The sequence below is a fragment of the Nonomuraea sp. NBC_00507 genome, from assembly GCF_036013525.1.
Classification (GTDB): Bacteria; Actinomycetota; Actinomycetes; order Streptosporangiales; family Streptosporangiaceae; genus Nonomuraea.
In genome coordinates, this window is sequence record NZ_CP107853.1 from 8201797 (window position 1) to 8226380 (window position 24584).

General features: G+C 70.8%; 25 protein-coding genes. 9 read left to right on the top strand and 16 right to left on the bottom strand.

Annotated features, from left to right (window positions below; translation table 11 throughout):
• Nucleotides 1–99: 99 nt before the first annotated feature.
• From ftsR to OHA25_RS39645, 8 genes are all read right to left on the bottom strand, one after another.
• On the bottom strand, nt 100–753 hold the full coding sequence (gene ftsR / locus OHA25_RS39610) for a transcriptional regulator FtsR (protein WP_327582032.1): 654 nt from the start codon (nt 751–753) through the stop codon (nt 100–102).
• Between the two features lie 58 nt (nt 754–811).
• A complete protein-coding gene (locus OHA25_RS39615; RefSeq protein WP_106237610.1) occupies nt 812–1324 on the bottom strand; it encodes an FHA domain-containing protein in 513 nt (170 codons plus the stop codon).
• 269 nt (nt 1325–1593) lie between these two features.
• A complete protein-coding gene (locus OHA25_RS39620; RefSeq protein WP_327582033.1) occupies nt 1594–4098 on the bottom strand; it encodes a mannose-1-phosphate guanyltransferase in 2505 nt (834 codons plus the stop codon).
• A gap of 4 nt (nt 4099–4102) precedes the next feature.
• Nucleotides 4103–4684, bottom strand: coding sequence for a CDP-alcohol phosphatidyltransferase family protein (locus OHA25_RS39625; protein ID WP_327582034.1), 582 nt, complete (start codon nt 4682–4684; stop codon nt 4103–4105).
• Between the two features lie 68 nt (nt 4685–4752).
• Nucleotides 4753–5559 (bottom strand): GNAT family N-acetyltransferase, encoded by an 807-nt coding sequence (locus OHA25_RS39630; protein WP_327582035.1) that lies wholly within the window; start codon nt 5557–5559, stop codon nt 4753–4755.
• Nucleotides 5556–6179, bottom strand: a complete 624-nt coding sequence (locus tag OHA25_RS39635) for a phosphoribosylanthranilate isomerase (RefSeq protein ID WP_327582036.1) — start codon at nt 6177–6179, stop codon at nt 5556–5558. The genes OHA25_RS39630 and OHA25_RS39635 overlap by 4 nt, the downstream gene beginning before the upstream one ends.
• Nucleotides 6180–6308: 129 nt before the next feature.
• Nucleotides 6309–6983 carry a response regulator transcription factor gene (locus OHA25_RS39640; RefSeq protein ID WP_327582037.1) on the bottom strand — a complete coding sequence of 225 codons (675 nt, stop codon included), beginning with the start codon at nt 6981–6983 and terminating at the stop codon, nt 6309–6311.
• Nucleotides 6980–8593: a sensor histidine kinase gene (locus OHA25_RS39645; protein ID WP_327582038.1), complete on the bottom strand. Its 1614-nt coding sequence runs from the start codon at nt 8591–8593 to the stop codon at nt 6980–6982. Before OHA25_RS39645 ends, OHA25_RS39640 begins: the two co-directional genes overlap by 4 nt.
• A 128-nt stretch (nt 8594–8721) precedes the next feature.
• Here OHA25_RS39645 and OHA25_RS39650 point away from each other — a divergent pair, with 128 nt between their 5' ends.
• Complete coding sequence (locus tag OHA25_RS39650) at nt 8722–9312, top strand: class I SAM-dependent methyltransferase (protein WP_327582039.1); 591 nt, start codon at nt 8722–8724, stop codon at nt 9310–9312.
• A 78-nt stretch (nt 9313–9390) separates the two neighbouring features.
• Here the strand turns inward: OHA25_RS39650 and OHA25_RS39655 are convergent, their stop codons facing one another.
• The 5 genes from OHA25_RS39655 to OHA25_RS39675 form a co-directional block, all read right to left on the bottom strand.
• Nucleotides 9391–9945 (bottom strand): hemerythrin domain-containing protein, encoded by a 555-nt coding sequence (locus OHA25_RS39655; protein WP_327582040.1) that lies wholly within the window; start codon nt 9943–9945, stop codon nt 9391–9393.
• A 43-nt stretch (nt 9946–9988) separates the two neighbouring features.
• A complete protein-coding gene (locus tag OHA25_RS39660; RefSeq protein WP_327582041.1) occupies nt 9989–10777 on the bottom strand; it encodes an enoyl-CoA hydratase/isomerase family protein in 789 nt (262 codons plus the stop codon).
• Nucleotides 10774–11691, bottom strand: coding sequence for an alpha/beta hydrolase (locus OHA25_RS39665; protein ID WP_327582042.1), 918 nt, complete (start codon nt 11689–11691; stop codon nt 10774–10776). The genes OHA25_RS39660 and OHA25_RS39665 overlap by 4 nt, the downstream gene beginning before the upstream one ends.
• A gap of 9 nt (nt 11692–11700) precedes the next feature.
• A complete protein-coding gene (locus OHA25_RS39670; RefSeq protein ID WP_327582043.1) occupies nt 11701–12387 on the bottom strand; it encodes a gamma-glutamyl-gamma-aminobutyrate hydrolase family protein in 687 nt (228 codons plus the stop codon).
• 119 nt (nt 12388–12506) lie between these two features.
• On the bottom strand, nt 12507–12836 hold the full coding sequence (locus OHA25_RS39675) for a hypothetical protein (protein ID WP_305918866.1): 330 nt from the start codon (nt 12834–12836) through the stop codon (nt 12507–12509).
• 429 nt (nt 12837–13265) lie between these two features.
• Here OHA25_RS39675 and OHA25_RS39680 point away from each other — a divergent pair, with 429 nt between their 5' ends.
• The 3 genes from OHA25_RS39680 (at nt 13266) to OHA25_RS39690 (ending at nt 17933) form a co-directional block, all read left to right on the top strand.
• Nucleotides 13266–14384 (top strand): globin domain-containing protein, encoded by a 1119-nt coding sequence (locus OHA25_RS39680; protein ID WP_305918867.1) that lies wholly within the window; start codon nt 13266–13268, stop codon nt 14382–14384.
• 154 nt (nt 14385–14538) lie between these two features.
• The gene (locus OHA25_RS39685; RefSeq protein ID WP_327582044.1) at nt 14539–16422 is read left to right on the top strand and encodes a sialidase family protein; all 1884 of its coding nucleotides are present in this window, start codon (nt 14539–14541) and stop codon (nt 16420–16422) included.
• Nucleotides 16423–16499: 77 nt separating this feature from the next.
• Nucleotides 16500–17933 (top strand): sialidase family protein, encoded by a 1434-nt coding sequence (locus OHA25_RS39690; protein WP_327582045.1) that lies wholly within the window; start codon nt 16500–16502, stop codon nt 17931–17933.
• Between the two features lie 28 nt (nt 17934–17961).
• Here OHA25_RS39690 and OHA25_RS39695 read toward each other — a convergent pair whose 3' ends face one another.
• Nucleotides 17962–18753, bottom strand: a complete 792-nt coding sequence (locus tag OHA25_RS39695) for a helix-turn-helix domain-containing protein (RefSeq protein ID WP_327582046.1) — start codon at nt 18751–18753, stop codon at nt 17962–17964.
• A gap of 160 nt (nt 18754–18913) precedes the next feature.
• Here OHA25_RS39695 and OHA25_RS39700 point away from each other — a divergent pair, with 160 nt between their 5' ends.
• The 3 genes from OHA25_RS39700 to OHA25_RS39710 all read left to right on the top strand — a co-directional run bounded on the left by OHA25_RS39700 (nt 18914) and on the right by OHA25_RS39710 (nt 21180).
• Nucleotides 18914–19993, top strand: a complete 1080-nt coding sequence (locus OHA25_RS39700; RefSeq protein WP_327582047.1) for a WD40/YVTN/BNR-like repeat-containing protein — start codon at nt 18914–18916, stop codon at nt 19991–19993.
• Nucleotides 19994–19996: 3 nt separating this feature from the next.
• Nucleotides 19997–20308, top strand: a complete 312-nt coding sequence (locus tag OHA25_RS39705) for a hypothetical protein (RefSeq protein WP_305918872.1) — start codon at nt 19997–19999, stop codon at nt 20306–20308.
• 125 nt (nt 20309–20433) lie between these two features.
• Complete coding sequence (locus tag OHA25_RS39710; RefSeq protein ID WP_327582048.1) at nt 20434–21180, top strand: DUF2071 domain-containing protein; 747 nt, start codon at nt 20434–20436, stop codon at nt 21178–21180.
• 25 nt (nt 21181–21205) lie between these two features.
• Here the strand turns inward: OHA25_RS39710 and thyX are convergent, their stop codons facing one another.
• A complete protein-coding gene (gene thyX, locus OHA25_RS39715; RefSeq protein WP_327582049.1) occupies nt 21206–21934 on the bottom strand; it encodes an FAD-dependent thymidylate synthase in 729 nt (242 codons plus the stop codon).
• A gap of 218 nt (nt 21935–22152) precedes the next feature.
• On the opposite strand from thyX, the gene OHA25_RS39720 reads away from it, so the two are divergent.
• Together OHA25_RS39720 and OHA25_RS39725 are read left to right on the top strand one after the other, a co-directional pair.
• Nucleotides 22153–22503 (top strand): DoxX family protein, encoded by a 351-nt coding sequence (locus OHA25_RS39720; protein WP_327582050.1) that lies wholly within the window; start codon nt 22153–22155, stop codon nt 22501–22503.
• Between the two features lie 13 nt (nt 22504–22516).
• Nucleotides 22517–22975 (top strand): MarR family winged helix-turn-helix transcriptional regulator, encoded by a 459-nt coding sequence (locus OHA25_RS39725; RefSeq protein WP_327582051.1) that lies wholly within the window; start codon nt 22517–22519, stop codon nt 22973–22975.
• A 312-nt stretch (nt 22976–23287) separates the two neighbouring features.
• On the opposite strand, the gene OHA25_RS39730 is transcribed toward OHA25_RS39725, so the two are convergent.
• Nucleotides 23288–24478, bottom strand: a complete 1191-nt coding sequence (locus tag OHA25_RS39730) for an amidohydrolase family protein (protein WP_327582052.1) — start codon at nt 24476–24478, stop codon at nt 23288–23290.
• Between the last annotated feature and the right edge of the window lie 106 nt (nt 24479–24584).

Genomic DNA, 24584 nt, shown 5'->3' on the forward strand with positions numbered 1-24584 from the left:
CGGTCACCCGGCACAGCTCTTCGCTCGACTGGCTACTTCAATTCAACGTAACACCCGGCGGGCCTGGAATGTGCCGTCGGCTCCCTGCTCGCCTCGCTCTCAACGGCCCAGCACCGACCGTACGCCCGTGCGTACCAGAGATGCGTGCAGATCGAGCAAGAGGGCCGAAAGCTCCCTGGCGATCTCCTCCGCCTCGCCGGCGGCCCCGGGGGCGCGCCGTTTCAGCACGGGCGCGACGGTCTGCTCGACCAGACCGCACTCGCGCTCGGCCGCAGCCTTGACCGCGCGCAAATGCCGGGCGTGCAGGCCGAAGCGGGCCAGGGCGCCGACGGTGCGCGCGACCTTCAGCGCCTCCTCGTCGTAGCGCCTGGCCACCGGGGCGAGCAGGCCGTAGTCCTCCAGCTCGGTGAGCGTCTCCTCGTCGATCTCCGCGGCCTCGAGCAGCTCGGCACGGCTGAGCTTGACCTCGTGCTTGTCCTGCACCGCGCGGGGGCGGCCGAAGCTCTCGGCCATCCTGTCCTTGATCACCCGCAGCGGCAGGTAGTGGTCGCGCTGCTCGGTGAGGATGAAACGCAGCTGCTCGACGTGCAGATGCGTGAACTTGCGGTAGCCGGAGGGGCTGCGCTCGGGCTCGATCAGCCCTTCGCCCTCCAAGAACCTGATCTTGGAGATGGTGACATCGGGGAACTCGCCCTGCAGGAGCGCGAGCACCTCCCCGATGCTCATGTGCGAGCGTGCCGCCTGGGGGCTCATGCGACCTTCGGCCTCATGAGCCCAGGGGCCGTGTCCATGCGTCGCTCGCTTGACTCGCTCATGCCCCGGCGTTGCCCCGCATCAGGAAGACCAGGCGGAACTTGCCGATCTGCACCTCGTCGCCGGAGTGCAGCGGCACCTCCTCGATCCGCTCCCTGTTGACGTAGGTGCCGTTGAGGCTGCCGACGTCGCGGACGGAGAACTGGCCACCACGATGCCGGTAGAACTCGACATGGCGGCGGGAGACCGTGATGTCGTCGAGGAAGATGTCGCTCTCCGGGTGGCGCCCGGTCGTGGTCAGCTCCTTGTCGAGCCGGAAACGACTCCCCTGATTGGGGCCCCTGGTCACCGTGAGCAACGCCGTGCCGGGCGGCAGCTGCTCGACGAGCGCCCGCTCGGCCAGGAGCATGTCACCTGTCTCAGCCTCGTATGCCTCGATTCCCGCGACGGAGATCGTCGACGTGGTGTCCCCGGAGACCTCGGGTCTGGTCAGCGGTGACCCACAACGGGAACAGAAACGGGCATCCTCGGGGTTGGCGTGCCCGCACTGCGTGCAGTAGACGCTCGGCATCGATCGGCTCGGCCTCCTACCGCGAAGACGCGGCGACGGTGCTCGGGGCGCGCCTCGCTTCGCTTTCTCACGTTTGCGAATGCCGCAACATACGCTGATCAGCGGTAAAGGTCAACTCGGGGCGCTGGACTGTGGTGTGGACGCAGACAAAGTTACCGCCGCTTCCGCCCCGTGGTCCATGCCGCCGCGCGTTTCAACATTACGATCTTGCGGCGCCGTCCGCGCGCTTCGCGGGCGAACTTTTTCAGATCACACTCGGTGACCGGCCCCTAGGTGGCGGCCTGCTCCACGATGCGCGCCCAGTGTTCGAGCAGCGCCTGGGCGCCGTCCATGTCGGGCGCCTCGGCCCACAGATCGGTGAGGGGCTCGGTGGCGGCGGGCAGGATCAGCACCCAGCTCCCGTCGTCGTGGGTCACGCGCACCCCGTCGGTGGTGTCGATGCGGTGCCCCTCGGCCTCGGCCTCGGCCGCCTCGATGACCGAGCGCATGACGGCGCCCTTGGCCGCCCAGGGCGTGGGCACGGCCCGCTTGAGCAGCTTGACCTCGGGGATCCTGGCGTCGATCTGGCTGAGCGACAGGCGAGTGCGGGCGACCAGCCCCAGCAGGCGCATGAACGCGGCCAGCCCGTCGATGGCCGGGCTGAACTCGGGCACGACGAAGCCGCCGCGCCCGTCCGCCGCGAAGATCATGTCGGCTCCGGCGGCGGCCGAGGTGAGGGCGTCCAGCGCGGTGGAGGTCCACTGCACCTGCACGCCGTGGAAGCGGCAGACCTGCTCGGCGACCCTGGTCGTGGTGACCGGAAGCGCCACCTGGCCGCCCCGGCGCTCGGCGGCGACGAGGTCGAGCACGACGAGCAGCGCCCGTTCGTCGTTGATGAGCTGGCCCATCTCGTCCACCAGGGCGATGCGCTCGCCGACCGGGTCGAACCGCACGCCGAAGGCCGCACGCGAGGAGCTGACCAATTCGGACAGGCGCTGCAGGTCGCGGCGGCGCTCGGCCAGCGTCTCGGTGGGCGAGAGGTCGTCGAGGCGGGCGTTCACGGTCAGCACCTCCACCCCGAGCCGGCCGAGTAACGCCGGCAGCACCAGCGACGAGGTGCCGCCGGCGCAGTCGACGACGACCTTCATGTCCCTGATGCCCTCCATGCCGACGTGGCGCAGCAGCTCACGCGTGTAGTCCTCGACCGCCCTGGCCGGGTAGGTGAGCTCGGCGATCTCGCCGGGGAAGGCGCGGCGGAACTCCTGCCGGGAGAAGACCCGCTCCAGCTTGCGCTGGGCGGCCGGCGGCAGGTCGGCGCCGCGGCCGTCCATGAGGACGATGTCGACGCTCTGCGGATCGCCTGGCGTGGTACGCAGCGATATGCCGCCCGCGGCCGACTCGCGGCCGGTGTGGAAGCGGGCCACCGGCAGCGGGGCCGCCTCCAGGTCGAGCACGTTGATGGCGCTGGCGGTGAGCGCGGCGTTGACGGCCCGCTTAAGCGCCCTGGCGGCCAGTGAGCAGTCGCGGGAGGTGACGACGTGCTCGCCCTTGTTCAGGGTGGTGGCGTACGCGCTGGCCAGGCGCACGCACAGCTCGGCGGTGATCTCGACGTTGACCAGGCCGCTGACGCCCCGGGGCCCGAACAGGTTGCGCTGGCCGCGCGACTCCCAGATGACGCTCGTGTTGACGACCGCGCCCGCCTCGATGGTCTTGAACGGGTAGACCCTGACGCCGCTGGAGACGTACGCCTCGGCCTCGATGACGCACTCGTCGCCGACGACGGCGTTCTCCTCGATGCGGGCCCCGGCCATCACATCCGTGCTCTTGCCGATCACGCAGCCGCGCAGGTGGGCCCCCGGGCCGAGGTAGACGTTGTCGTGGACGATCGCGCGGTGCAGGAACGCGCCCTCGCGCACGACTACGTTGTTGCCGAGCACGGTGAACTCGCGTAGCTCGGCGCCCGCCTCGACCTTGGCGTACTCGCCGATGAGCAGCGGGCCTTTGAGCACGGCGTCGGGGTCGACCGAGGCCGACTCGGCGACCCAGACGCCGGGCGAGAGCTCGAAGCCGCCGATGTCCAGGGCGACCTTGCCGGACAGGGCGTCGGCCTGCGCCTTGAGGTAGCTCTCGTGGGTGCCGACGTCCTCCCAGTAGCCGTCGGCCACGTACCCGTAGAGGGCGGCGCCGCGCTCGAGCAGGGCGGGGAAGACGTCGGATGACCAGTCGACGGGCTCGTCGGCCGCCACGGCCTCGAGGACCTCTGGCTCCATGACGTAGACGCCGGTGTTGACGGTGTCGGAGAAGACCTGCCCCCAGGTGGGTTTCTCGAGGAAGCGCTGCACGCGGCCTTGTTCGTCGACGATGATGATCCCGAACTCGAGCGGGTTCGGTACGCGTTTCAGGCCGATTGTCACAAGCGCCGCATTTTCCCGATGAAATCGGATCATTTCCGTTAAATCGATATCCGTCAGGGCATCGCCGGAGATCACCAGGAATCGATCGTCGCGAAGGCGGTCGGCGGCGTTCTTGACGCTGCCCGCGGTGCCGAGGGGCAGGTCCTCGGTGGCGTACTGGAGGCTCATGCCGAGTTCGTCGCCGTCGCCGAAATAGTTGCGCACCAACGCCGCGAGGAACTGCACCGTCACCACCGTCTCGGTGACGCCGTGCCGCTTGAGCAGGCGCAGCACGTGCTCCATGATCGGGCGGTTGACCACGGGGAGCAAGGGTTTGGGCTGGTTGGCGGTCATCGGACGCAGCCGAGTGCCCTCCCCGCCCGCCATGACGACCGCCTTCACCCGATCACTCCTTTTTGGCCGACGTTACGAGCTGCCGCACCTGTACCGCATACAGCACCCCTGCCCACCAGTAGAGGCCTGTTCCCCAGAGTGCGAACGCCCATCCGGCAATTCGGGCTATATCGGCATACCACCCAGTGTGGGATGCAAGGAAGAGGAGAGGGAAGGCATACATGAGGTTGAACATGGCGGCCTTGCCCAGGAAATGCACCTGAAGTGCCCTATAGCCGTATTTGCGGAGTACGGGGAAGCAACTCGCGACGAAGAGTTCCCGCGCCACGATCACCGCGACCAGCCACCAGGGGATGACGTCGCGCAGCAGCAGCGCCAGGATCGTGGCGCCCACATACAGCTTGTCGGCGGCCGGGTCGATGATCCGGCCGAGCTTGCTGGTCTGGTTGAACGCGCGAGCGATCTTCCCGTCGAGCCAGTCGGTGAACCCGGCCACCGCGAGGACCCCGATGGCCCACCCGTCCGCCTTGGGCCCGAGAACCAGCCAGAGGAACACGGGCACGCCGAGGAGGCGCAGAAAGCTCAGCAGGTTGGGAACCGTCCAGATCCGGTCCTCGGCGGAAGTTTCGCTCACGAGGCAGACCCTACTGCCTGGAACTCCACCACAGCGGCCCCGCCTGCGGCGGACTGCCCGGGGACCGGTCAGGTGCGCAGGAACGCGTGGACGCGGCCCAGCTCCTCGAAGCCGAGCCGGGCGTAGAACTCCTTCGGCCAGCCGGACGCGCCGGCCACCAGGAAGATCAGCTCGGCCCCAGCAGCCTCCGCCAGGAGCGCGATGATCAGGGCACGCGCGTATCCCCGGCCCCGGTGCTCCTCGCCGGTGAAGACGTCCTCGATCTGGGCCACGCCGCCGTGCGCGTAGAGGTCCGCCCTGGCGGCGATCCGGCCGTCCGGGGCGCGCAGGCCGCGGAAGGCCACCGCGTCGGCGCCGCGCAGCCGGGTCTCCACGCGGCGGGCGAGATCGTCGATCACGTGCTCCGGGGCCTGGGGCAGACTGCGGCGCCAGTCGCGGCGCAGCACCGGCACCAGCTCCTCCAGATCGAGGTGCACGGCGGCGGGCGGGTCGGCCGGGATCGCGCCGCGGAAGGCCATGACCACGTTGGTCTCGTGGTCGTAGCCGGCGGCGGCGAACGCGTCCGCCAGCGCCGTGCCCAGGCGGTCGTCGTCGACCGACACCAGCCGGTGGGCACGCTTGGCGAGGACCTCGTCGGCCGCCCGCAACAGTGCGCCGGAGGCCGGGCCGGGACCGTCACCGGCGCCGACGATCAGCTTGTTGTCGTCGTAGGAGCCCGGGTAGCGCTCGTCGAGCACCGCGAAGCCGCCGGGCACCGGGAGCGTCCGCGGCGCCCTGCGGCGGGCGAAGGCGCGCATGAAGCCGACCGCGCGGGCCAGGTCGGCCGCCGCGCCCTGTCGCGCCAGAGCGGCGGCGCGCGCGAGCTCCTCCGTCACGCCGATCGGCTTGCCGGGCGGGCGCCCCGCACCGCCTGCAGGAACGCCGTGATGAGGGCCGGGTCCTTCACGCCGGGCGAGGACTCCACGCCGCTGGACACGTCGACCCCCCACGGCTCGGCGGCGGCGATCGCCTCCGTCACGTTGGCCGGGGCGAGGCCGCCGGCCAGCAGCCACCTCCCCGACGGGCGGCCGCGGATCGCGGCCCAGTCCCACGGCAGACCGGAGCCCGCATGGGGGGCGTCGACGAGGAGCAGGTCCTCGTCGTAGGCGCCGCACCGCAGGTCGGCCTCGGCGTCCACCGCCCTGATCAGAACGGCTCCGAGGTCCTTGAGCGCGGTGAAGTCGCCGTGCGGGTGCCTGCCGTGCAGCTGGACGGCCCGCACGCCGGAGGTCAGCGCCGCCGCCCGCACCGCGCCGGGGTCCTCGCCGCGGAACACGCCGACGGTCAACACGTGCGCGGGAACCAGCGCGGCCAGCTCGGCGGCACGCTCGGGCGCGATCTGCCGGGGGCTGCGGGTCATGACGAACCCGACGGCGTCGGCGCCGGCCTCGACCGCGGCGGCCACGTGCTCGGGCTCGGTCAACCCGCAGATCTTGACGTACACATCCTGGGGCACACCTGAAACCTTAGCGGCGGCGCGCGGTTGCCGGTGACCGCGCCCGGATCAGCGCCGTGGCGTCAGCCTGCGGGATGATCGCCGATCCGCCGGACGGCGGACACCTGGACCTCCGGGGCCGGGGAGGCGTCAGCCGGGGCCGCGGCGTACCGGGCGGAAGGAGGCGTCCACGAGGCCGGTGCGGTGAGCCACGACCGCGGCCTGGATGCGGTTGCGCAGTCCCAGTTTCTCCATCGCGGCGGCGATGTGGGTCTTGACCGTGGTGACGCCGACGTGCAGCTCCTCGGCGATCTCCGCGTTGGACAGGCCGGTGCCGACCAGGGCCAGCACCTCCACCTCGCGTTCGGTCAGCCCCGGGGGCGGCGGCGCGGTGGCCTGCTCCTCGGCCGCCAGGAACCCTTCGACGACCCTGCGCAGCACCGACGGCGCGAGCAGCTGCTCGCCGGCCGCCGCCCGGCGCACGGCCTCCACCATGCGCTCCGGCTCGTCGTCCTTGACCAGGAAGCCGACGGCCCCGGCCCGCAGGGCGGCGTAGACGTTGGCGTCCTCGGCGAACGTGGTCAGCACCACGATCCTGCTCGCCGGGCGGGCGGCCAGCACCCGCCTGATCGCCTCCAGGCCGTCGACCCTGGGCATGCGCAGGTCCATGAGGATCACGTCGGGCACGTGGCGGTGGGCCAGGCGGACCGCCTCGGCGCCGTCCTCGGCCTCGCCCACGACCTCCATGCCGCCCGCGGCCTGCAGCAGCATGCGCACGCCCGCGCGGACGAGCGCCTGGTCGTCGGCCACCAGCACGCGGATCACACGGCGCTCCCCGAGGGCAGGCGCGCAGGCAGGCTGGCGGCCAGCAGCCAGCCGCCCTCGCCGTCGGGGCCGGCGGTGAGGGTGCCGCCGAGCGCGCGCACGCGCTCGCGCATGCCGGCCAGCCCGCGGCCGGAGGACGGCAGGCGTTCGATGCTGGTGGGCGGCCGGCCGTTGCGGATCTCCACCGACAGCGCCTCACCGGCGGGGACCACGCTGACGCGGACCCGGGTGCCGGGGCCTGCGTGTTTGAGCACGTTGGTGAGTCCTTCCTGGACGATGCGGGCGGCGGAGGTGCGGGCGATGAGCGGCGCCTGGTCGGTGGCCGGGTCGAGGTCCAGGTCTACCACGAGCCCGGCGGCGGCCATGCGCTCGGCCGACTCGCGCACCACGTCGGCGGGGTTGGCCAGCAGGTGGGGCTCGTTGTCCGGCCGGGTCCCCTCGCGCAGCAGGTCGAGCAGATCCCGCAGGTCCTGCAGCACTTGATGGCCGGTCTCGCGGATGTCGTTGAGCGCGTCGGCGACGGGGCCGTCGGGCGCGGTGTAGCGGGCGGCGCCGGCCCGCAGCACCATGGCGCCGACGTGGTGGGCCACGATGTCGTGCACGTCGCGGGCGATGCGCTCGCGTTCGGCCAGCTGGTCGGCCCGCACCTGCGCGAGCGCCGCCCGGGCGGCCTCCTCGGCGCGCAGCCGGTCGGCGGCCACGGCGGACTGCCGCACGCCGAGGTAGCGGCCGATCGCGATGGGCGTGGCGACCAGCGTCATGAGCACGCCGACGCGGAACGGGGTGATGTCGGTGTCGTCGCCGACCACGGCGATCGCGGTCAGCAGGCAGCCGGCGAAGTACGCCGCCACCGTCCACGGCCAGGAGGCCACGCGCATGGCGAACACACCGACAGCGATGAGGGTGAGGATCACGCACGTGTTGACCGCGTCGTTCAGGTAGGTGTCGGCGGACAGCAGCAGCACGCCCTGCAGGAGGAAGACCAGCCCGGGAAAGCGCCGGGCGATGCCCAGTGCCAGGCCGCCCACCACGGCCAGCAGCCCGACGACCCAGACGGGCTGCGTGCCCGAATGCCAGGAGGTCCAGGTGCTGAGCACGGTGATCGCCACCCCGGCGGCCGCCAGCAGCGCGTCCGGGGTGACGTCGCGCTCCTCCAGGCGCCCGGCCGAGCTGCGCAGGTAGGCGCCCAGCACGGCGGGGAAGACCGGCAGCAGCACCGCGTACATCCACGCGTTGGCGGTGAGCGCGATGCCGGGGTCGGCGATGTTGACCGCGGTCGCGCCGATCGTGGCGGCAACGGCCACCGCCGTGGCCCGCCGGCCGGACCGGAACCCGGCCACACCGAGCGCGACGCACACGAGGATCTGCGCGGTGTTCGAGGTGAGCGATCCCAGCTGGTCGGTGACGACGAGCAGGACGGCCAGGTAGAGGGTGACCGGCACCGGCCACCGCCGGACCAGCCCCATGGGCAGGCCCGCCAGGAGCGCCATCGGAATGTTCAGCTCCGCGGGCAGAGAGTTCGTCTCGCCCGCATGGGCCGTGGTCAACAGGGCCAGAGCCACACCCGAAACGGCCAGCAGGACATCCAGCGGCACACCGCGCCAACGCATGCGCACACGGTATCCGGCCGCGATGAAGGGCCAATCCTCCCGGCGGAGGACCCCTCCTCCTCCTTGTGGCCGCAGGGACCGTCCTCAGGGGGGAGCGATTGGTCAGATCTTGGCCCTAGTTTTGTCCTATGTCTAACGGCACTGCTCTCTTTCTCGGTCAGTTCCTCCGCTCCCCTGCCATGATCGGCGCGCTGGCGCCGAGTTCCCGGCAGCTGGCCGCCGCGGTGTGCACGCCGATCCCCGAGCGTGGCGAGCCGACCGTGGTGGAGCTGGGCCCCGGCACGGGGTCGTTCACCGCGGAGATCCAGCAGCGGCTCTCCGGGCGCGGCCACCATCTGGCCGTGGAGGTCAACGAGCCGCTGGCGCGGTTGCTCACCGAGCGTTTCCCCACCGTGGACGTGGCGCACGCGGATGCGGCGCACCTGAGCGAGCTCCTGCGGGAACGGGGATTGCGACAGGCGGACGTGGTGGTGAGCGGGCTGCCGTGGGCGGCTTTCCCGGAAGGCTTGCAGAGGGATCTGCTGGGCGCCGTGACGGCGTCGATGTGCCAGGGAGCGGCCTTCACGACGTTCTCCTACATTCACGCCATCCCGCTCAACTCGGCGCGGCGTTTCCGGGAGCTGCTGGCCGAGCGTTTCGAAGAGGTCGTACGGGGACGCACGGTGTGGCGCAACGCTCCCCCGGCCTTCGTCTTCCACGCGCGCCGTCCCAGGCCCTGACGGAAAAAGGGGCACCCGCGGCGGAGGAGCTCCTGCTCAACTACCTCACTGCCCCGGGTGCTCGGCCCTGCTCGCGCTTCAGCCCGGCTTGCCCATAGCCTTGTGGATCACGTCCCGGGCCCGATCCATGATGGCAACGGGCGGGCCTACGAGCAGGTTCTGCGCCGCCGTCTCGACCCCCGGGTGCGGGTGCGTGGGCGCCATGGCCTCCGCTGCCTTCACCCCGACGGCCATCGCCTGACGCTCCTTGTCGCCGGTGGCCTGCTTGAACTTGGGAAACTCTTCGTGTTCCTCATGCTCGGCGTGCGCGACGACGGCTTTGCGCAACGTGGCGAGGTTGGTGGCGAACTGAGGATGGTCGACGCCGTCCTGCTCCATCTGCGTGAGCATGTCCTTGGCGGCGTTCTCCTCGGCCAGCCGTTCATCGACCACCTCCTGGCCGTGGTCGAGTTTGCGGCGCGCGTACGGGTGGACGATCTCCTCCTCCGCTGTCTCGTGGACGGCCAGCAGCCGCACCAGGCTTCGGAAGGCCTCTTCTTTGTCCTCCGGGGCGGCGTTCTCGACCTCGTCGAACAGGCCTTTGATCTCCTCGTGCTGGCGTAGCAGCAGGTCGATCACATCGTTGTCCTTCATGAGCTTGCGCCTACCCGAGGCCTGGGGAAGCACACGCCAGCCCTCAGCCGAAGGACGGGGGCCGTTTCTCCCGCAGGGCGCGCACTCCCTCGGCCACGTCGGGGCCGGTGAAGCCGAGGAACTCCATCGCCAGCGAGGCGTCGAAGGTCGGCCCGGCCAGCCGGAGCCAGTTGTTGAGCGAGTATTTGGTCAGCCTGATCGCCTCCTGGGAGCCGGCGGCGAGCCGGACGGCGATCTCCATGGCCTTGTCGTGCACCTGGTCGTCGTCCACGCACAGGCTGACGAGCCCCATCCGCTCGGCCTGCTCACCGGTCACCGGCTCGCACAGCAGCAGGTGGTATTTGGCCTTGGCCAGGCCGCACAGCAGCGGCCAGACGATCGCGGCGTGGTCGCCCGCCGCGACGCCGAGCCTGGTGTGCCCGTCGATGATGCGCGCGGTGCGGCCGGCGACGGAGATGTCGGCCAGCAGCGCGACCGCGAGCCCGGCACCCACGGCGGGACCCTGGATGGCGGAGACGACCGGCTTGGCGCAGTTGAGCACGTTGTAGACGATGTCGCGGGCCTCGGCGAACACGCGCAGCCTGGTGGCGTGGTCGCGGGTCATCTCCTCGATCATGGACAGGTCGCCGCCGGCGGAGAACGCCCGGCCCTCTCCCCTGACCACGATCGCCCGCACGCTCTCGTCGCGGCCGGCGTCGCGCCAGATCTCGGCCAGCTCGCGATGCGCGGTCATGTCGACGGCGTTGAGCCTGCCCGGCTCGCTGATCGTGATCCGCAGCACGCCGCCGGCCGGGGTGTCGATCGCGAGCTTGGTGTAGGCGTCGTAGGTCACCACGATTCCCTGAGCCGTCGCGCCACGTAATCACGGGCCTCGGCCGCCTGGTCGAACAGGCCGGGCAGGGCGAAGAAGCCGTGCAGCGCGCCGTCATACCTGCGGCTCTCGGCCGGCACGCCGGCCTGGGCCAGCCGCCGGGCGTAGGCCTCGCCCTCGTCGCGCAGCACGTCGTATTCGGCCGTCACCACGGTCGCGGGAGGCAGCCCCGCGACGTCGGGCAGCCGCAGCGGGGACAACCGCGGGTCCGCGCGATCCACCCCGTCGGCGTATTGCCGCGCGAACCATGCCATCTCCGCGGCCGGCAGGACGTAGCCCTTCGCGCATTCGGCGTAGCTGGGCGTGTCCATCGCGGCGTCCAGCACAGGGCAGACGAGGGCCTGGTGCGCCAGCCGCAGCCCGGCGTCGCGGGCCTGCCAGGCCGCGACCGCCGCGACATTGCCGCCCGCGCTCTCGCCGACCACCGCCACGCTGCCATTGCTCTGGTAGAAGGCGGGCCGGGCGAAGATGTCGCGCACGACGGTGAACGCGTCGTCGGCGGCGGCGGGGAACGGATGCTCCGGCGCCAGCCGGTAGTCGGCCGACACCACCACCGCCCCGCTGTGGACGGCCAGGAAGCGCCCGAACGCGTCGGACCGCCTGATGCTGCCGAAGACCCAGCCGCCCCCGTGGAAGTAGACCACCACGGGCAGCGGCCCGTCGCCCGGGTCGGCGCGGTAGATCCGGATGGGCACGCCCTCGGCCACCTCGTCGCGGACGAAGGGCAGCTTGGTGAGCGGGCCGCGGTGGAGCGCGACGCCGTCGGGCTGTGCGCGCCTCTCGTGGATCTCGGCCAGTGTGATCGCGTCGAAGTCGGTGTCCTCGTCCGGCCCGAGGGAGGCGAGGTAGTCCCGCGCCTGGGGGTGCAGCGGCATGATCGCAGCCTAGCGGGCCGCCTCCATGAACGCATCGAAGAGCCGGTTGTCCGCGCCCCGCTCCGGGTGCCACTGCACACCTACGCCGAACCTGTGGCCCTGCAGCTCGATGCCCTCGACGATCTGGTCATCGGCCCAGGCCACGGCCAGCAGGCCGCTGCCGAGCCGCCGGACGGACTGGTGGTGCGGCGCGACGACCTCGACGTGGTCGCCGATCGCCTTGCCGAGTTTGCTGGAGACGCTGACCTGGATCGCGTGCGTGGCGCCCGGCTCGCCGTGCCGGTCGTGGTCGAGCATCTCGGGCAGCCACGGGATCAGCGTGCCGCCCTGCGCGACGTTGAGCACGTGCATGCCCCTGGCGATGGCCAGGATGGGGACGTCGGCGCGCACGGCCGCCCTGGCCAGGGCCAGCTCGAAGCGGTCGCGGTGCACCTGCGGCTCGGGGACGTGCTCGTCCTGCTCGCCGTTGTAGGCGGCGGCCGCCATCTCGACGCCGCCGGCCAGCAGCACGCCGTCGAGCCCGCGTACGTAGTCCTCGATGGCGTGGGGGCCGAGCGGCGGCAGCACCACGGGCGCACCCCCTGCCCGAGCGACCGCCTTGGCGTAGGAGGGCGGGGAGATCACGGCCTCCCGCACCCAGTCGCCCCAGCGGGCGGCTTCGAAGTAGGCGGTGATTCCGATCAGCGGTCGGGCCATGCGATCTCCCGGAGCAGGGTGGAGTTCGTGCCGCCGCCAGCCCGTCTGCGGTGACGGCCACTTGTCCCAATCATGGCGCACAGCCTTTCCGATATGTCACCCATCCCAAAGATCCCCGGCTACCACTTGCCTCCCCCGCCACCGGATTCGTGCCTTTTCATCCGAAGGCGGAAGGATGTCTCGCTGATCAGCTGGGTGAGGATCGAGGCGGTCTCCGGGTGGGTGTCGAGCAGCTCGTCCAGGCGGGCCCGCCACGCCCCTGCCTCGGCGTAGAACGCGTCGTCCTCCGCCTGCAGGCGCAGCCGGGTCTCGCACAGCTGCAGCTGATACATCAGCCCGAGGTAGTGCCCGACCGTGTCGCTGAGCCACCAGTAGGCGTCCGTGTTGGCGGCGAAGACGAAGATCCGAGCGCCTTCCCAGGCCACCCGTCTGGGGTGGAGGACTGCCATGGCCGGATCGTACGCCCGCCGGGCGGTTTCCGGAACGTTTCGGGCTCTGTCCGCCGCAGGTGACATACTCCGGCGGCACTGGGAACGCGTGCCGCCGGCGACGCAGCAGGAGGAGGAGCTGACCGCGGCCGCGCCGATCCAGGCCAACGGGCAGCCGAACCGAACACCAAACTGCGAACACGACTTTTATTCACATTAATCGTCCGAAACGATATTAACGCCCTGTGCGCAGAATCACGAGACCACTACGCAAAGTTCTGCTTCGCACCGTATTGGGGGGAAACGGTTGTGGCGTGTCGTGGGCGGTGTAAGACTCATTTTCGAGCGCGCCGGATGTGCCGGGGCCGCCGCACGCTCACGACCCGGAGCCGTCAGGGAGGTGGAACGACAAGACCGGAATATATTTCCGGGCGAAAAGTGGGGCTCTTTATGTCGCTGAATCCGCGCCTGGTGAAGGAGAGTTTCTCCGTCGTCGAGCCGCAGGCCGAGCGCGCCACGGCCTATTTCTATGGCCGCTTGTTCGCGGAGAACCCGCACCTACGCGCCATGTTCCCGCCCGCCATGGACGTCCAGCGCGACCGCCTGTTCAGCGCGCTGACCCGGATCGTGTGGAGCCTGGACAGCCCGGACAGCCTGGCCGCGTTCCTGGGCCAGCTGGGCAGGGACCACCGCAAGTACGGCGTGATCGCCGAGCACTACACGGCGGTCGGCAACGCCCTGCTCGCCACGATCCGCCGCTTCGCCGCCGACATCTGGGATCATGAGATCGAGGCCGCCTGGGTGGCGGCCTACACGGCCGCGGCCAATCTGATGATCGAATCCGCCGACGACGATTCAGGCGTCTCCCCCGCGTGGTGGCTGGCCGAGGTGATCGACCATGAGCTGCGCCATCGCGACATCGCGGTCATCACGCTGCGGCCCACGCAGCGGCTGCCGTACCAGGCGGGCCAGTACGTCAACGTGCAGACCGCGCGCTGGCCGCGCGTGTGGCGGACGTTCTCCATCGCCAACGCGCCGCGCACGGACAACACGATCAGGCTGCACGTGCGCTCGATCCCCGGCGGCTGGGTGTCCACGACGCTCATCAGGCACACCCGCATCGGCGACACGCTCATGGTGGGCCCGCCGATGGGCACGATGACGTTGCGCGAGCAGAGCATGCGCGACGTGTTGTGCGTGGCGGGCGGCACCGGGCTGGCGCCGCTGAAGGCGATCATCGAGTCGATCATCGCCTCCGGCCGCCGCCCCAACATCCACCTGCTGTACGGCGCCCGCACCGCCGAGGAGCTCTACGACCTGCCCGACCTGATCGCGATGGAGTCGTCGTTCCCCTGGCTGCGGGTGCTTCCTGTGGTCTCCCACCAGCAGTCGTACGACGGGATGCGCGGCCGCCTGCCCGAGGTGACGCAGCGCTTCCACTCCTGGGCCGAGCACGACGTCTACGTGTGCGGCCCGCCCGGCATGGTCAACGAGACCGTCCGCCGCCTGCAGATCGACGGCGTGCCGCTGTCGCGCATCCACCGGGACATCATCCAGGGCGAACGCTAACCCTTTACCGAAATGTCCACATGAGGTCAGCGTCGAGGGATTGGCGCTGCGGCCAGACAGGCATAGCGTCCAAGTTCTCGGGTCCTTCCCCCAAGGGTGGAGCGGCCGATCGGGGAGAACCCGACATCGGTTCCGACCGTCTCTTGGAGGCAGGATGCGCTTCCGGCATGCCCTCAGCATGGCCGCCGCGGGCACTCTCGTGCTCGCCGCGACCTCCTTATCGGGCCCCCAGGCCAGCGCCGAGGGGTTCGGCTACGACGATCTCAAGCCCTGGCAGCAGCGCCTGGTCTCGGGTGCCCTCGTGGACGGCCTGGCCGAGCGGTCCGGCGCCGCCCGGCGCGGGCTGACCGGTTTCAAACCCGCGGCCACGCCGGACTGCGGCGACCGCCGCGGCGACAACGTCAAGGTCAACGTCAACTGCGCCACCGTCACCGACGCCGACCTGCACGGGCGCTCGCAGGCCCAGAACGAGACCTGGATCGCGGTCAACCCGAACGACCCCAGGCAGATCGTGGCCGGCTACAACGACTACCGGCGCGGTGACGGCACCTGCGGTGTGTCGTACTCGGGCGACGCCGGCGCGAGCTGGGCGGACTCCACCGTGCCGAACGGCTTCACCAGGGGCACCGCGTTCGGCGGGGCCGCCCGCCAGTACTGGCAGGGCGGCGGCGACCCGTCGGTGGACTGGGACAGCCGCGGCAACGTGTACCTGTCGTGCCTGGCCTTCAACCGGGGCCGCACCGTCAGCCCCAACCCCGACCAGTCCAGCGCCATGTTCGTCTTCCGCTCCACGGGCACGGCCGGCGCCTCCTTCAACTTCACCGGGCGGCCCGTCGCCGAGCACGCCGACACCGCGGGCGCCGGGAACGTCCTGCTGGACAAGCAGCTCATGGCGGTCGACCACTACGTCTCCAGCCCGTTCAGGGACCGCGTGTACGTGACGTGGACGACGTTCGACGCCGACGGGACGGCGTACATCTTCGGCGCGTACTCGGCGGACTACGGCGAGTCGTTCAGCGACCCCGTCCTGATCAGCGGCGACTCCGCGCTGTGCTCCAGCACCTTCGGCGTCCCCACGCCGCGGGGCAGGTGCAACGTCAACCAGTTCTCGCACCCCAGCGTCGGCCCCGACGGCGCGCTGTACGTGGTGTGGGCCAACTACAACACCACCCCGGCCGGGCCGGGCGACAACCACTTGCAGGTGCTGCTGGCCAAGTCCACCGACGGCGGCGCCAGCTACTCCGCGCCGGTGAAGGCCGGCGACTTCTTCGACCTGCCCGACTGCGCCACCTACCAGAACGGCCAGGACCCCGGCCGCTCCTGCGTGCCGGAAAAGGGCCCCACGTTCACCTCGATCTTCCGGGCCGCCAACTACCCCTACGTCAACGTCAACCCGAAGAACCCCGCGCAGGTGACGGTGTCGTACGGATCGTTCATCAGCCGCAACTCGCGCGAGTCCGGCGGCTGCACGCCGACCGGCTTCACCGGGCCGCTGGGCAACCCGCTCTACACCGGCGTCAAGTCCGCCTGCAACAACGACATCGTGGTCTCCGAGTCCACCGACGGCGGCGCGAGCTTCGCCGGCACCTCGGCCGATGTGCGCACCCTGCCCTCGGCCACCGACCGGCCCGGGCAGCGCACCACCGACCAGTTCTTCCACGGCTCCGACTACACCCCTGGCGGCAAGTACGTCGTCACCTACTACGACCGCCAGTACGGCAACGCCGCCGTCACCGGCTTCTCCGACATCTCTCTGTCCACCCGCACCGGCTCCGGCTACGCGACCCAGCGGGTGACCTCATCGAGCATGCCGCCGCCCACGCAGTTCGGCGGGCTGTTCTTCGGTGACTACATCCAGGTGTCGGCCAGCGCGACCGGCGCCTACCCGGCCTGGGTGGACACGCGCGAGCCGGCGCTGTTCCTGTGCCCGGGCACGGGTGAGCCGGGTGTACCGCCGAAGACGTGCACGGCGCCGATGCCGCAGGCCGACCCGGCCAACGAGCAGGAGATCTTCACGGCGCGCAGGCCCGTCTTCTGATCGGGAGGTTGACAGGAGGGGCTGGACGGTGCGTTGTGGAAGGTGACACGCGCGCCGTCCAGTCCTGGAGGTCGACTGTGCCATCGCCCGCCGGCCGCCGAGCCATCGGCGCGCTCGTCATCGCCGGCACGCTGCTGCTCGCCTCTACCCCGGCGGCGGCGGACGTCCGGCTGACCGAGATCGGGGCGGACGCGTACGCCAATGCCACCAGCCAGCACGGCACGCAGGCCGGGCCCGACACCTTCCAGTGGGGCACGACCATCGTGACCGCGCAGCAGGCGGGCAGGTTCTTCGACGGCGGGGCGTCCGGCATCGCGTTCGCGACGTCGGGCGACAACGGCGCCACGTGGGCCAAGGGCGTGCTGCCGGGGATCACCGGGTTCGGCGGAGGGCCGTACCAGCGGGTCAGCAATCCCTCCGTGGCCTATGACGCCAGGCACGACGTCTGGCTCGTGGCCTCGCTGGGGCTCACCGACACGGACGGGATCACGGGCGCGGCCGTCGTCGTCAGCCGCTCCGACGACGGCGGCCGCACCTGGGCGGACCCGGTCGTCGTCGCGGCGGGCGGTGACCTCGACAAGAGCTGGATCGCCTGCGACAACACCCCCGCCAGCCCGCACTACGGCCGCTGCCACGTCGCGTTCGACGACCACGGCGCGGGCAATGCGATCAGCGTCGCCCGCTCCGCCGACAGCGGCCTGACCTGGACGGTGACCGCCACCGCCGCGACCGGCCTCGGCGCGCAGCCGGTGGTGCGGCCCGACGGCGCCGTCGTGGTGCCCTACCTGGGCGACGACGACCGGATCCGCGCCATCCGCTCCCGCGACGGCGGCGCCACCTGGAGCGACAGCGTGCCGGTCTCCACGGTGCAGCGACACACGCCGGCGGGCGGGTTACGCGCTTTACCCCTGCCGTCGGCCGAGACGGACGCGGCCGGCACCGTGTACGTCGTCTGGCAGGACTGCCGCTTCCAGCTCTTCTGCGCCGGCAACGACATCGTGCTGGCCACGTCGGCCGACGGCGCCCAATGGGACCACGTCACCCGCGTCACCGCTGACGGCGGCGACCACTTCATCCCCGGCCTCGGCGTCGACCGCTCCACCTCCGGCGGCTCGGCCAGGCTCGCCCTCACCTACTACCGCTACCCCGACGCCGCCTGCGCCGAGGCGACCTGCCGGCTAACCGTCGCCTACACCTCCTCGGCCAACGGAGGCGGCAGCTGGTCCCCGCCCGCCGAGCTGCGCGGGCCGATGAAGCCGGACTGGCTCGCCAACACCGCGCAGGGGCGCATGGCCGGCGACTACATCTCCACCTCGATCGTCCCCGGCGGCAACGCCTTCCCCGCCTTCACGGCCGCCGCCGCACCCGCGGGCGGCGCGTACGACGTGCGCACCTACACCGTCTCCGGCGGCCTGCCCATCACGGGCGGCGGCCCCGCCCTGCTGTCCATCGAGGGCCCCGTCGCGGCCGGCGACACCCCGCCGCCCGACGCGCCGGCCACTGCCCGCTGACCCCTGGCCACCACCCGACGCCCGACGGCTACCGGAACGCCGCCGCGGTCTCCTCGTCATTGGGCCAGAACGTCTCGATGGCCAGCTCCGACACCGTCACGTCCACCGGCGTCCCGAACGTCGCGATCGTCGTGAACATCGACAACACCCGGTCACCGGCCGCGATCCGCAGCGGCACCAGGATGTCCGCCGGCCCCGGCACGTGCGCCACGTTGAGATCCACCCCGGGATAGGTGTACGACGCCAGCTCGTCGTGCAACTCGGCCAGCCGCCCGTTCCCGGACATCTCGGCCTGCCGGCGCAGCTGATGCAGCAGGTGCGCGCGCACCTCGGCGAGGTTGAGCAGCCTGCCGCCCATGGCGTCCGGGTGCAGCGACAGGCGCATCACGTTGATCGGCTCCTTCAGCAGCTCGGCCGGCACGCCCTCCATGAACATCCCGGCCGCCGAGTTGGCCGCCACCAGATTCCACGTCGCGTCCACCACGAGCGCCGGATAGGGCTCGTGCCCCGCCAGGATCTTGTCCAGCGCCTGCCGGACGACCTGCATCTCGGGGGCGCGTACCTCGCGTTCGGGATAGACCGGCGCGAACCCCGCCGCGACCAGCAGCCTGTTGCGGTGCCGCAGCGGCACTCCCAGCTCCTCGGCCAGCTTCATCACCATCTCACGGCTCGGCCGGGCGCGCCCGGTCTCCAGAAAGCTGACGTGGCGAGCCGAGACGTCGGCCTCGATGGCCAGGTCGAGCTGGCTCACGCGGCGCCGCTGCCGCCATGAGCGCAACAGATCACCAAAAGACTCTTCTGTTATGGCTACCGCTCCCATGCCCGGAAACCTATCGGTTGGAGGGAAGCGTCACGATTACCCGGCAGGTAATGCCGGCCCCGGCCGAGGGCCTCGTGGAGCGGGCGGGCGGGAATCTCCCAGTCCTCGGAACTTGTCGGCCCCGCGTGGCACGATGGCCGCAAGCGAAGGGAGCAACCGCATGAGTGACACACTGCTCGCGATCGGCACCCGCAAGGGCCTTTTCCTCGCCCGCTCGGCGGACGGCGGTCCGTTCGAGATCGAGCCGATCCAGTTCTCCACGGTCGCGGTGCCCTCGGTGGCGATCGACACCCGCGGCACCACACCCCGGCTCCTGGCCGGCATCGAATACGGTCACTTCGGTCCATCCGTCATGTATTCGGACGACCTCGGCCAGACCTGGGGTGAGGCGGACAAGCCGCCCATCGCCTTCCCCGAAAAGACCGAGGCGACCCTGACCAGGGTGTGGCAGCTGACGCCTTCACCCTCCGAGCCCGACGTCGTGTGGGCGGGCGTCGAGCCGGGCGCGCTGTTCCGCTCGCAGGACCGCGGCGTCACCTACGAGCTCGTCGAAGGCCTCTGGGAGCACCCCCACCGGCCGCAGTGGCAGCCGGGCGGCGGCGGCCTGTGCCTGCACACGATCATCCCGCACCCGTCCAACCCCAAGATCATCGGCGTGGCGATCTCCACAGGCGGCTTCTACCGCTCGACCGACGGCGGCCTGTCCTGGGAGGCGGCCAACCAGGGCATTCGCGCCCCGTTCATGCCCGAGGGGCAGCAATATCCGGAGTTCGGGCAGTGCGTGCACAAGGTCGCCATGCACCCGTCCCGGCCCGACCGGCTCTATCTGCAGCACCACTTCGGCGTCTATCGCAGTGACGACTTCGGCGGGGCCTGGCACGACATCGGCTCCCCGCTCCCGTCGGACTTCGGCTTCCCGATCGTCGTGCACCCGTCCCGGCCGGACACGGTCTACGTGCTGCCGCTGCACGCCGACATGGACCGCACACCCGTCGACCACCACTACCGCGTCTACCGCAGCGACGACGCCGGCACCACGTGGCAGCCCCTCGACCGGGGGTTGCCGGAGGAGCCCGTGCACGCGACCGTCCTGCGCGACGCGATGACCATGTCGGAGGCGGGCCTGTTCTTCGGCACGCGCGACGGCGAGGTCTATGGATCCCGCGACGACGGCGCGACGTGGACGCTGGTCGGCCGGCACCTGCCCGACGTGCTCACCGTGCGCGCGGCGGTGCTGTAGGCGATGGTGACGAAACCCGTGACGATGGTGGTGTTCGTGCTGCCGAGCGTGCTGCGCCGCTGGGTGAGCGGGCGCACGGAGGTCAAGGTCTTCGCCGTGGGCGCCGACCGCGACTCCCCGCCCACGCTGGGCTCCGCCCTCGACATGCTCCGGCGTACGCATCCGCTGCTGGAGGAGCGGCTGCGCGACGACTACGGATGCATCCGCAGGCACATCAGCATGATCGTGTGCGGGGAGAACTCCCGGGGACTCGGCGGCCTGGACTGCGCCCTGCCGCCGGGCGCCGAGGTCTACGTGATGCCCGCGCTGGCCTGAGCCCACGCCTGGCCGATCCTGCGGTCGCCGTCTCGCGCCACGGCGACCGACCGGGTCTCCACGCATGCCGGCCGCGCAGGTTCCACGTCGCTCGCCTGGGCGGTGGCGATCATACTGTTGACATCATGAGCTTCGACGGCACACCCCGGCCGGACCCGCGCTGGCACCACGCGCAGACCGACCTCGACGACTTCTCCATCATCAGTTACCGGGTGGATGCCGACGCGGTGGCCCGGCACCTGCCCGAGGGCTTCGCTCCGATGAAGATGGACTTCGACGACGGACCGGGCACCCTGATCTCCGCGGTGGCCTTCAAGGACCGCGACTTCCACTTCCGGTTTCTGCCGCAGATGAGCATCGATTGTGGTCAGATCAACTACCGGGCCTACGTCACGGCGTACGGCAAGACGGGCGTGTGGTTCTTCGGCACCAGCCTCGACCACCCCGTCGTCGCGATCCCGCAGCACCTGTGGGGCATGCCGTGGCGCCGCGACCGCATCCGCATCGAGGCGGACTGGGACGGCACCCCGGCGCGCTGGCGGCTCGACGCCGGGGACGCCTCTTGTGACGCCACCGAGCTCCCCCAGCCGCTCAGCCTCCTGGACGGCTTCACGGGCGAGCCCGACTGGCTGGAGCGGCTCACCCATCCCACCCTGGGCTGGTATCGGCGTCGGGGCGGCAAGCTGGGGGTCTACAGCATCTGGCACCCGGTCATGCGCCCTCGCTATCTCGCCGCGGCCTCCGCGAGCTTCCCCGCGTTCGAGCGCCTCGGCCTGATCACGCCCGGCACGCCGCCGCACTCGATCCTGGGCCAGCGGCGCCTGCCTTTCGACATCCACACCCCGCCCCGCCGCTTCCGCCCGGAGGCGTGAGCGGGGGTGCGTGAGGCGATGCCGTTCAGGGGCAGACGCGCCCGTTGGCCTCGAAGGCCTCATGGGTCAGGGGCATGAGCTCCGCCCACAGTCTCTCCATCTTCTCCGCGACCATCTCGATCTCCCGCTGCGGGAAGGACGGGAACGCGGAGTCCTCTCGCTTGACCCGGAGAGACAGGAAGTTCATCAAGGCGCGGGCGTTGCAGGTCGCATACATCGAGGAGTAAAGACCGACCGGGAGCACCGTGCGGGCCACTTCGCGGGCGACCCCGGCTTCCAGCATGTCCAGATAGGCACGGTAGGACTGCCGGTAGCTCTCCTGCGTCGCCTCGGTCACGATCTCGTGCTGCTTGGGAGTGCCGTCCTTGAACACGTATTTGCCGGGCTTGCCTTCCTGCACCAGCTGGCGATCAGGGCCGGGCACATAGAAAACCGGGACCAGCTGACGGTATCGGCCGGACTCCTCGTTGTAGGAGAAGGTGCGGTGCCGCATGAACTCGCGGAAGACGAAGATCGGCGCGCTGATGTAGAAGGTCATGGACGAATGCTCGAACGGCGTGCCGTGCCTGTCGCGCATCAGGAAGTTGATGAGGCCCTTGGAGCGCTGAGGGTCGGCTTCGAGCTCGGCCAGCGAGCTCTCCCCCTTCGTGGAGACGCGTGCGGCCCACAGCACATCGGCGTCCGATGCGGCGGACTTGATCAGCTCCACGTCCATGTCACTACGAAACTTGATCTCGGGTTCGACAGTGCCCATGGGAGCCCCCGCTCGGATCGGCTGCGTTGTGACAGCCCCAGCAAACCAGCTCGCGCGCCTCGGCGCGAGTCGGCGTCCCTCCCCGTCCTCTGGCCCCATTCTCTGCGGTACGACGTGCGCCCGGGCAGGTCAGGGGCGGTGCGGCCAGACAATGCTTGTCGCTTCAAGTTTTTAGGTCTACAGTCGGGGCCCCAGTGAAAACTTGAAGGGTCAAGCTTATGGACGTTTTCCTCTGGATCGTGCAGATCCTGCTAGGCGTCGCCTTCGTCCTCTCGGGGATCGGCAAGTTCGTACCGCTCAGCGAGCGGATGCGGCAGCAGCAGGCGTACCAGGAGGACTTCACCGGCGCGCAACTCAAGGGCATCGGGGCACTGGAGGTGCTCGGCGGGATCGGCGTGGTGCTGCCCTGGGCCACCAGGATCGCCCCTGTCCTCACCCCGCTCGCGGCCGCCGGGCTCGGGCTCATCATGATCGGTGCCGCCCTGGTGCACCGGAGGCGGAAGGAGCCTTTCACGGTTAATCTGGTCTTGCTGGCGATGGCCGTCGTCGTAGTGGCGGGACGCATCTGACCGTGGGGGTTCGTTGGTCGAAGGGCTCGGCGAGGACGAGCAGCGGGCGTGGCAGGGTCTGCTCGCGGTCATGCTCGTCGGCATCCCGCAGGTGGAGCGCACCTTCCGGGCCCACGGCCTGGTCCACATCGAATACGGGCTGCTCAACGCCCTGACCAGGCAACCGCTCCGGCTGAGCGACCTGGCGACCGTGGGCAACGTGTCGATCAGCCGGCTCAGCCATCGGGTCAGCAAGCTCGTCGAGCGCGGGTACGTACGGCTGCGGCCGGACGCGAGCGACGGGCGGGCCAGCGTGGCGGAGATCACCGATGCGGGGCGCGCGGTCATCGCGGAGATCGCCCCTCACCATGCACAGGCTCTTCGTGAGGTCCTCTTCGACCACCTGACGCCGGAGCAGACGGCCGCCCTGGCCGACGCCATGCAGGTCGTCGGCACCAAACTCGGCGCCTGCCTCGACGGCCGCCCCCACTGACCCGACGGCCCCGAGCGCGAATCCGGACTGGCGATGACCCGCAGCCGGCGTACGAACAGTCGACGCCGACGCGACTCGGCGGCAGCAGGCCGGACATCACCTCCCGGGTTCCGCGCCATCGAGGATCGGCCGGGCAGCGCCTGGATCGGCACGCCCGTCAGCCGTCCTACGTCTACGGGACTGTCATCATGCGCCTGCGGTGCGACACGTCCGGGGAGGTGCAGCCCTGATCCACCCAGTCGGCAGCATCCCTTGGGAACCACAGCGGGCCGAGGGCCTGGACGCTCACTCCCTCCAGGAGGAGGAGTCCTCTCACAAGCGGTAAATGCGGCGGGCGTTCCCTGAGCCGATCATGTGCGCGATTTTGGCCGCGTCCGCGGCGCTCCACTCCCCCGCGCCGACCCTGGCCGCGAGCGCCGCGCCCAGCGCCTGCCGGTAGTAGAGGGCGCCCAGCAGACAGCTCTCGGCCGCGCCGCGGCAGCCGGAGCTGAACAGCAGCTTGTGGAACGGCGCCAGCTCCAGCAGCTCCTCCATGACCCTGGCGGACGCGGCGGCGGTGTGCGGCAGGGCGAGCCCGACGTCCACGTAGACGTGCGGGTAGCGGCCGGCCAGGTAGGCGGCCTGGCGGTGGAACGGATGGCAGTGCAGCAGGATCACCGGCACGCCGGCGGGCTGGAGCCCGGCGATGAAGGTGCTCAGCCTGGCCGGGTCCGTGCGGTGCAGGTCCGCCCCCGCGCCACCGCCGAACCGCGCCGCCCCGCCCCCGCCGAGTCCCGGCACGCCGCCGAGGCCCGTGTGGAACTGCACGGGCAGGCCGCGTTCCCTGGCCACCTCGATCGCGTTCCACAGCAGGTGGCGCAGCAGGACGGGGTCGGTGAGCGGCTCCTTCGGGTCGGCCAGCCGCCGGTTGGCCGCCGCGATCACAGAGCCTCTGCTCGGCCTGGCCGGGTCGAAGTCCAGCCCGCAGAGCCCGGCCATGACGGTCTTGAGGCCGACCGCCCTGGCGGCCCTGGCGGTCAGCTCCTCGCCGAGGTTGTCGAGGTAGTCGACGGCGAGCTCGGCGGTCTCGGCCACGTCGTGCTCGATCTGCTCGATTCTGACCAGTTCGTCGGCCGCCGCGCCGCCATATCGTCCGATCTCGGCCGCCGACAGCAGGTCCGCGTCCTCGGACCCGGTGTCCACGAGGAACGCCACCACCCCGGCCGCGGCCAGCAGCCGGCTGTTGACCTCGGCCGCGCCCAGCTCGGCCCGGCGGGCGAGGTAGACGGCGGGCGGGGCGTGCGGCTCCAGGTCGAGCAGGGGCGCGCACCAGCGCCGGATCGCCAGGCCGAACGGCGTGTCGAAGTGGGTGGTGCCCGGCGGGGCCGCGCTGCCGCCCTCGTGGATGAGCAGCTCGAACTGGGCCCTGGTCAGGTCGTCTCTGCGCACCCCGTGACAGTGGTGGTCGACGAGCGGGGCCAGCAGCGCGTCACGCACCGTGCCGGGTAGATCTACGGGGTGCATGCGGAGACTCTATGGGAGTCCCGCATGCACCCGCCGCCCTTTTACGAGCTACGCGCGCCTGGGCGTGTTGCGCGACAGCGCGGGCCGCCCCATTGCGCGACAGCGC

Excerpts from the sequence above, each read along its gene's own strand:
- ftsR (WP_327582032.1), bottom strand. The coding sequence starts at position 753 with ATGAGCCCCCAGGCGGCACGCTCGCACATGAGCATCGGGGAGGTGCTC.
- OHA25_RS39615 (WP_106237610.1), bottom strand. The coding sequence starts at position 1,324 with ATGCCGAGCGTCTACTGCACGCAGTGCGGGCACGCCAACCCCGAGGAT.
- OHA25_RS39645 (WP_327582038.1), bottom strand. The coding sequence starts at position 8,593 with ATGCGTTGGCGCGGTGTGCCGCTGGATGTCCTGCTGGCCGTTTCGGGT.
- OHA25_RS39650 (WP_327582039.1), top strand. The coding sequence starts at position 8,722 with ATGTCTAACGGCACTGCTCTCTTTCTCGGTCAGTTCCTCCGCTCCCCT.
- OHA25_RS39655 (WP_327582040.1), bottom strand. The coding sequence starts at position 9,945 with ATGAAGGACAACGATGTGATCGACCTGCTGCTACGCCAGCACGAGGAG.
- OHA25_RS39665 (WP_327582042.1), bottom strand. The coding sequence starts at position 11,691 with ATGCCGCTGCACCCCCAGGCGCGGGACTACCTCGCCTCCCTCGGGCCG.
- OHA25_RS39670 (WP_327582043.1), bottom strand. The coding sequence starts at position 12,387 with ATGGCCCGACCGCTGATCGGAATCACCGCCTACTTCGAAGCCGCCCGC.
- OHA25_RS39675 (WP_305918866.1), bottom strand. The coding sequence starts at position 12,836 with ATGGCAGTCCTCCACCCCAGACGGGTGGCCTGGGAAGGCGCTCGGATC.
- OHA25_RS39680 (WP_305918867.1), top strand. The coding sequence starts at position 13,266 with ATGTCGCTGAATCCGCGCCTGGTGAAGGAGAGTTTCTCCGTCGTCGAG.
- OHA25_RS39685 (WP_327582044.1), top strand. The coding sequence starts at position 14,539 with ATGCGCTTCCGGCATGCCCTCAGCATGGCCGCCGCGGGCACTCTCGTG.
- OHA25_RS39695 (WP_327582046.1), bottom strand. The coding sequence starts at position 18,753 with ATGGGAGCGGTAGCCATAACAGAAGAGTCTTTTGGTGATCTGTTGCGC.
- OHA25_RS39700 (WP_327582047.1), top strand. The coding sequence starts at position 18,914 with ATGAGTGACACACTGCTCGCGATCGGCACCCGCAAGGGCCTTTTCCTC.
- OHA25_RS39705 (WP_305918872.1), top strand. The coding sequence starts at position 19,997 with ATGGTGACGAAACCCGTGACGATGGTGGTGTTCGTGCTGCCGAGCGTG.
- OHA25_RS39710 (WP_327582048.1), top strand. The coding sequence starts at position 20,434 with ATGAGCTTCGACGGCACACCCCGGCCGGACCCGCGCTGGCACCACGCG.
- thyX (WP_327582049.1), bottom strand. The coding sequence starts at position 21,934 with ATGGGCACTGTCGAACCCGAGATCAAGTTTCGTAGTGACATGGACGTG.
- OHA25_RS39720 (WP_327582050.1), top strand. The coding sequence starts at position 22,153 with ATGGACGTTTTCCTCTGGATCGTGCAGATCCTGCTAGGCGTCGCCTTC.
- OHA25_RS39730 (WP_327582052.1), bottom strand. The coding sequence starts at position 24,478 with ATGCACCCCGTAGATCTACCCGGCACGGTGCGTGACGCGCTGCTGGCC.